At 67.2% G+C, this 5547-nt stretch carries 6 protein-coding genes and 1 pseudogene; 6 read left to right on the top strand and 1 reads right to left on the bottom strand.

Translation table 11 applies throughout. The features are described 5' to 3' along the window. The 3 genes from AC1D34_RS33580 to AC1D34_RS33570 form a co-directional block, all read left to right on the top strand. Positions 1–194 (top strand): RpiB/LacA/LacB family sugar-phosphate isomerase (locus tag AC1D34_RS33580; protein ID WP_476826569.1); only part of this gene is annotated, 194 nt, incomplete at its 5' end. Between the two features lie 159 nt (positions 195–353). After that, entirely contained in the window at positions 354–1088 is a 735-nt protein-coding gene (locus AC1D34_RS33575) for a metallophosphoesterase family protein (protein ID WP_476826568.1), read from the top strand. Further along, positions 1085–1930 carry an EamA family transporter gene (locus AC1D34_RS33570; protein ID WP_441493673.1) on the top strand — a complete coding sequence of 282 codons (846 nt, stop codon included), beginning with the start codon at positions 1085–1087 and terminating at the stop codon, positions 1928–1930. The genes AC1D34_RS33575 and AC1D34_RS33570 overlap by 4 nt, the downstream gene beginning before the upstream one ends. Positions 1931–1933: 3 nt before the next feature. Here AC1D34_RS33570 and AC1D34_RS33565 read toward each other — a convergent pair whose 3' ends face one another. Next, positions 1934–2827 (bottom strand): LysR substrate-binding domain-containing protein, encoded by an 894-nt coding sequence (locus tag AC1D34_RS33565; protein WP_441493672.1) that lies wholly within the window; start codon positions 2825–2827, stop codon positions 1934–1936. Between the two features lie 105 nt (positions 2828–2932). Between AC1D34_RS33565 and AC1D34_RS33560 the strand changes: the two genes are divergently transcribed. The 3 genes and pseudogenes from AC1D34_RS33560 to AC1D34_RS33550 all read left to right on the top strand — a co-directional run. Beyond that, complete coding sequence (locus tag AC1D34_RS33560; RefSeq protein WP_441493671.1) at positions 2933–4078, top strand: 2-aminoethylphosphonate--pyruvate transaminase; 1146 nt, start codon at positions 2933–2935, stop codon at positions 4076–4078. 11 nt (positions 4079–4089) lie between these two features. After that, a complete protein-coding gene (phnA, locus tag AC1D34_RS33555; protein ID WP_441493670.1) occupies positions 4090–5343 on the top strand; it encodes a phosphonoacetate hydrolase in 1254 nt (417 codons plus the stop codon). Position 5344: 1 nt separating this feature from the next. After that, positions 5345–5547, top strand: a pseudogene (locus AC1D34_RS33550) (phosphonoacetaldehyde dehydrogenase); the annotation flags it as partial.

Here is a 5547-nt window from a genome sequence, read left to right as displayed (position 1 = left end):
GTTGCGGCGTCTGCGCCGACACGTTCTCAGCCCGCATGATCCGCCAGCATAACGATGCCAACATGCTGTCGATCGGCGTGCGCGTGGTCGGCGAAGGGCTGGCGCTCGATATCGTGGATGCGTTCCTCTCCGCCCAGTTCGAAGGCGGCCGGCATGCGGCGCGGGTCGAGATGATCGGGGCGCTGGAGGGCTAGCGCCCGCGCGCGCCTCAAGCCGATGCGGCCACCGTCCTGAACAGGGTCTCGTCACCCGCATCCGCGCGAAAACATTTCGCTGGCAAAGCGTCCCGCATGCTGTAAAGCGCGCGGCGCGACCCTTGATGCCTCCGGGGTTCGACGGCCACGGAGTGAGCCATGCGCATCGGCGTCATCGCGGACATACACGGCAATCTGCTGGCTCTCGAAGCGGTGCTGGACCGTCTTCGCCACGCCGCGCCCGATATCATCGTCAATCTCGGCGATTGCGCGTCGGGGCCGTTATGGCCGGCGGAGACGGTCGCGCGTCTCAGGGCGGCCGAGATGCTGCACGTCCGCGGCAATCATGACCGCGCCCTGGGAGCAGCCTCGCCCGACGGGCTCGGTCGCTCCGACCGCTTCGCCTGGGACAGGCTCGACGCGGCCGATCGCGCCTGGTTGTCGACGCTGCCGCAAGAGCAGTTCGCCGCCGGAGCGCAATGCGTCCATGCCTCGCCGGGCGATGATGAAGCCTATCTGATGGAAGCCGTCGCGGGGGGCCGCCTCCTTCCCGACACGGCCGCCGCCGTCGAGACCCGGCTGGCCGGCACAACAGCGCCGCTCCTGCTCTGCGGGCACAGCCACCTGCCGCGGGTCCTGCGGTTGTCCAATGGGATGGTCGTCGTCAACCCCGGCAGTGTCGGGAACCCGGCCTATGAGGACGAGACGCCGCCTGCCCATGTCTCCGAGAGMGGAAGCCCGCATGCCCGCTTCGCGCTGGTGACGATCGCGGACACGATCACGGTCGAACATCACGCCATCGCCTATGACTGGGACGCAGCCGCGGCACGCGCGCGGCAGAATGGGCGCGACGACTGGGCCCATGCCCTGGCGACAGGCAGCGTGCGCCGGTGAGCCTCGGGATCTTCCTCACCGTGCTCGCCGCAGCGGCGATGCATGCGGGCTGGAACGCCTTCGTGAAGGTGAAGCTCGAACCGCTCCACGCCATGGCGATGATCTCGCTCGCGTCCGGGCTTATCGCCCTCCCCGTCCTGCTGGTCACGGGCTGGCCGAAGCCTGAGGCCTGGCCCTGGCTCCTCGCCTCGCTGATCCTGCATCTCGGCTACTATATCGGCCTGTCCGGAGCCTATCGGCGCGCCGATATGAGCCAGATCTATCCGATTGCACGCGGCGGAGCCCCGCTCCTGACCGCGGCGATCGCCATGGCCGTCTTCGGCGAGCGCCTCGCCGTGCCGCAGCTCGCCGCCATCGGCCTGCTCGGCACCGGCATCATGCTGATCTCGGTCCTCGGGCGCCGGCGCGGCGCTGCCTTCGATCCCGGGGCGCTCGGTTTTGCCGCGCTGACCGCCGTCATGATCAGTGGCTACACCCTGGTCGACGGGCTCGGCGCACGGGCGGCGGGTGACCCGCACGCCTATTCGGCGGCGCTATTCGTGATCAATGGCACGCCGCTGATCGCCTATATCGCCTTGCGCGGTGGACGGGACGCGCTGACCGCGATGCGGCCGTTCTGGCTGCAGGGCACGGCCGGAGGCATCCTGTCGCTCGGCGCCTACTGGATCGCGATCTGGGCGATGACGGTCGCACCGATCCCGCTTGTCGCGGCCGTCCGCGAGAGCTCCGTGCTGTTTGCCGCAGTGATTGCCTATGTCTGGCTGAAGGAGCCGCTGCAGGCATCGCGCCTGGTCGCCTGYGGCTTCATCGTCGCGGCGCTCGCGCTGATGCGGCTCGCCTAAAGTTCAGCGCGCGATCGTCGCCTCGGCCTCGACGAGGCCCTGGACCGTATCGAAGAAGCCGCGCACCAGCGGAATGCGCCGGCGCTCCGCCCGGCAGGCCGCATATTCGCCGACCGCGAAATCGGCGCCGGTGATGACCAGCCGCTTCAGCGCGGGATCGGGCCGGAACTCCGCCTCGAAGATCACCCCGATGCCGAAGCCGGCGGCGACGGCCTCCCGCACCGCCTCGCGCGACTGGACCTCGAGCAGGTTCGCCGGCTTGATTCCCGCCTCGGACAGGCGAGCCTCGAAGGTCTCGCGCGTGATCGAGCCGCGTTCTCTCAAGACGATGTCCTGGCCCGCGAAGGCCTCGATCGGGATGCTGTCATGCTGCGCCAGGCGGTGCTCGCTGGCGATGAAGGCGACCAGCCGGTCAGCGCGCAGCTTCACCGTATGGAGGCGCGGATCCGAGCTCTGCCGCGCGGTGATCGCCACATCGGCGGCGAAATCCATGATCTGGTCGACCACTTCGGAGGAATTTCCGATCGTCAGCGAGAATGTCAGGCCGGGATAGCTTTCGCGCATCCGTGCCAGCGCGGCCATGACATGGGTGGCGCTGTCGGCGGCAATGCGCAAATGGCCGCGCTGCAGTGTCCGGCTGCCGGCAAGCAGCGATTGCGCCTCGTCCTGGGCCGAGAACAGCCGGGCCGTGATGACGAAGAGGCTCTGGCCCAGCGGGGTGAGCCTGGTCTTTCGGCCGACACGGTCGAACAGGCGCACGCCATAGGCGTCCTCGAGCGAGCGGACCTGCGCCGAGAGCGTCGGCTGACTGACATGGCGCGCCTTGGCCGCGCCGGTGAAGCTCTCGGCCTCCGCCACTGCGTGGAACGCCGACAGGCCGGAATAGCTGATCGCCATGCCATAGATCCTTTCTATGGATCGCATGGATAGGATGTATTGGAGCTATGTCAAATCTCGCCCTACCGTTTCGCCATCGGCTGCAACGACACAAGCGAGATCGACATGGCCCAAGCCCGCCGCCCCGCCGTTTCCGAGACCGGTGATCCCCTCCTCCTGACGCCCGGACCGCTGACGACCAGCAAGGCGATCAAGGAAGCCATGGTTCATGACTGGGGCTCCCGGGACGCCACCTTCGTCGGCATCAACAAGGCCGTGATGGAGGAACTGCCGAAGGTCATCCATGGCGAGGGCAGCTTCGTCACCGTGCCGATGCAGGGCTCGGGCACTTTCGCGGTCGAGGCCATGCTGACGAGCTTCGTGCCGCGCGGCGGCAAGGCGCTGGTCCTGATCAACGGCGCCTATGGCCAGCGCGCCAAGCGCATCCTCGAGATCGCCGGCCGCGACGTCGTCACCCACGAGACGGCCGAGGACATGCCGCCTGATCTTGCCGAGGTCGACCGGATGCTCGTCGCCGATGCGGCGATCAGCCATGTCTTCGTGGTCCATTGCGAAACGACGAGCGGCATCCGCAACCCGATCGAGGCGGTGGCTGCGCTGGCCAAGCGCCATGGCAGGCGCCTACTGATCGACTCGATGAGCGCCTTCGGGGCGCTGGCGCTCGACAGCCGCGAGGTCTATTTCGACGCTGTCGCCGCCTCTTCGAACAAGTGCATCCAGGGCGTGCCCGGCCTCGGCTTCGTCATCGCCCGCCGCAGCGCCCTGGCGGAGACCAAGGGCAACGCCACCACGCTCGTGCTCGACCTCCACGATCAGCACGCCGCCTTCGAGCGCACCGGGCAATACCGCTTCACCCCGCCGATCCATGTCATCGTCGCCTTCCATGCCGCCCTGCAGGAATTCTGGACCGAAGGCGGCGTCGCCGGGCGTGGCGAGCGCTATGCCGACAATGCGCGCATCCTGATCGAGGGCATGCAGGAACTCGGCTTCCGGACGCTGCTGCCGGCCCACCACCAGGCGCCGATCATCGTCACCTTCCACATGCCGCAGGACAAAAACTTCGTCTTCCAGCGCTTCTACGACACGCTGAAAGATGCCGGCTACGTGATCTATCCGGGCAAGCTGACCGTCGCCGACAGCTTCCGCATCGGCTGCATCGGCGCGCTGGGCGCGCAGGACATGAAGGCCTTCGTCGCCACGGTCTCGGACGTGCTTGCCGAGATGGGCGTCGGCCTGAAGTCGGCGGCGTGAAGGAGCAGATGATGAACATGCATTCAAAGGTCGGGTCGGATATCGTCGCGAACGGGCGGGCCTATGCCCGGCCGCAGCGTGCGACGGTCGTGATCTGCATGGACGGCTCGGAGCCGGCCTATATCGAGGCCGCCAGCGCCAAGGGCCTGACGCCCAATCTCGACCGGATCATGCGGGCCGGCACCAGCACGCATGCCTATTCAGTGATCCCGAGCTTCACCAACCCGAACAATCTCTCGATCATCACCGGCCGCCCGCCGGCGGTCCATGGCATCGCCGGCAACTTCTTCTACGACCGCGAGGCCAAGGAAGAGGTGATGATGAACGATGCCCGCTTCCTGCGGGCGCCGACCATCCTGGCCGAGTTCCAGAAGGCCGGCTTCAAGGTCGCGATGGTGACGGCCAAGGACAAGCTGCGGACCCTGCTCGGCAAGGGGCTCGATTTCACCAGCGGCACGGCGATCGCCTTCTCCTCGGAAAAGGCCGACAAGGCCAACACGGCCGAGAACGGCATCGACGGGGTGCTCGGCTTCGTCGGCATGCCGGTCCCCTCGGTCTACTCGGCCGATCTCTCCGAGTTCGTCTTCGCCGCCGGCGTCAAGCTGCTGGAGAGCTTCAAGCCGGACCTGATGTATCTCTCGACGACCGACTATGTGCAGCACAAGGCGGCGCCGGGCTCTGAAATGGCGGACGCGTTCTACGCCATGTTCGACAGCTATGTCGGCAGGCTCGATGCGCTCGGCTGCACGCTCGTCATCACCGCCGACCACGGCATGAACGACAAGCATCTGCCCAATGGCGAGCCGGACGTAGTCTATCTGCAAACACTGATGGACGAATGGTATGGCAAGGGCACGATGCGCGTGATCCTGCCGATCACCGATCCTTACGTCGTCCATCACGGCGCGCTCGGCTCCTTCGCCACGGTCTATCTGCCCGAGGGCGCCGACCAGACCGAGGTTGCGGCCCGCATCTCCGGCATCGACGGCATCGCGCTCGCGGTCACCTCGGCCGAGGCCTGCGAGCGTTTCGAGCTGCCAGCGGACCGGATCGGCGACGTGGTCGTGGTCTCGACGCGCTCGAAAGTGATCGGCACCTCGCCGGATCGGCACGACCTCTCGGGGCTGACCGAACCGCTGCGCTCGCATGGCGGCATCACCGAGCAGCGCGTGCCGATGATCGCCAACCGGCCGATCTCCGTACCGGAGGGGCGCACGCTCCGCAATTTCGACGTCTTCGACGTCGCCCTCAATCTGGTGAGCTGAGATGAACGCGAATGTGAATCCGCCCGTGCGCCGCGAGACGATGCGGATCGCCGGCAAGCTCGTCTCGACCGACGACATGGTCGAGGTCCGCAATCCCTCCGACAATTCCGTCGTCGGCCTGGTGCCGGCGGCGCGGCCCGAGCATGTCCGCGAGGCCTTCGCCAAGGCGCGCGCCTTCAGGCCGACACTGACCCGCTATGAGCG

Source organism: Allobosea sp. P1_A7, assembly GCF_056406775.1.
This window is presented reverse-complemented; position numbering and strand designations above follow the sequence as displayed.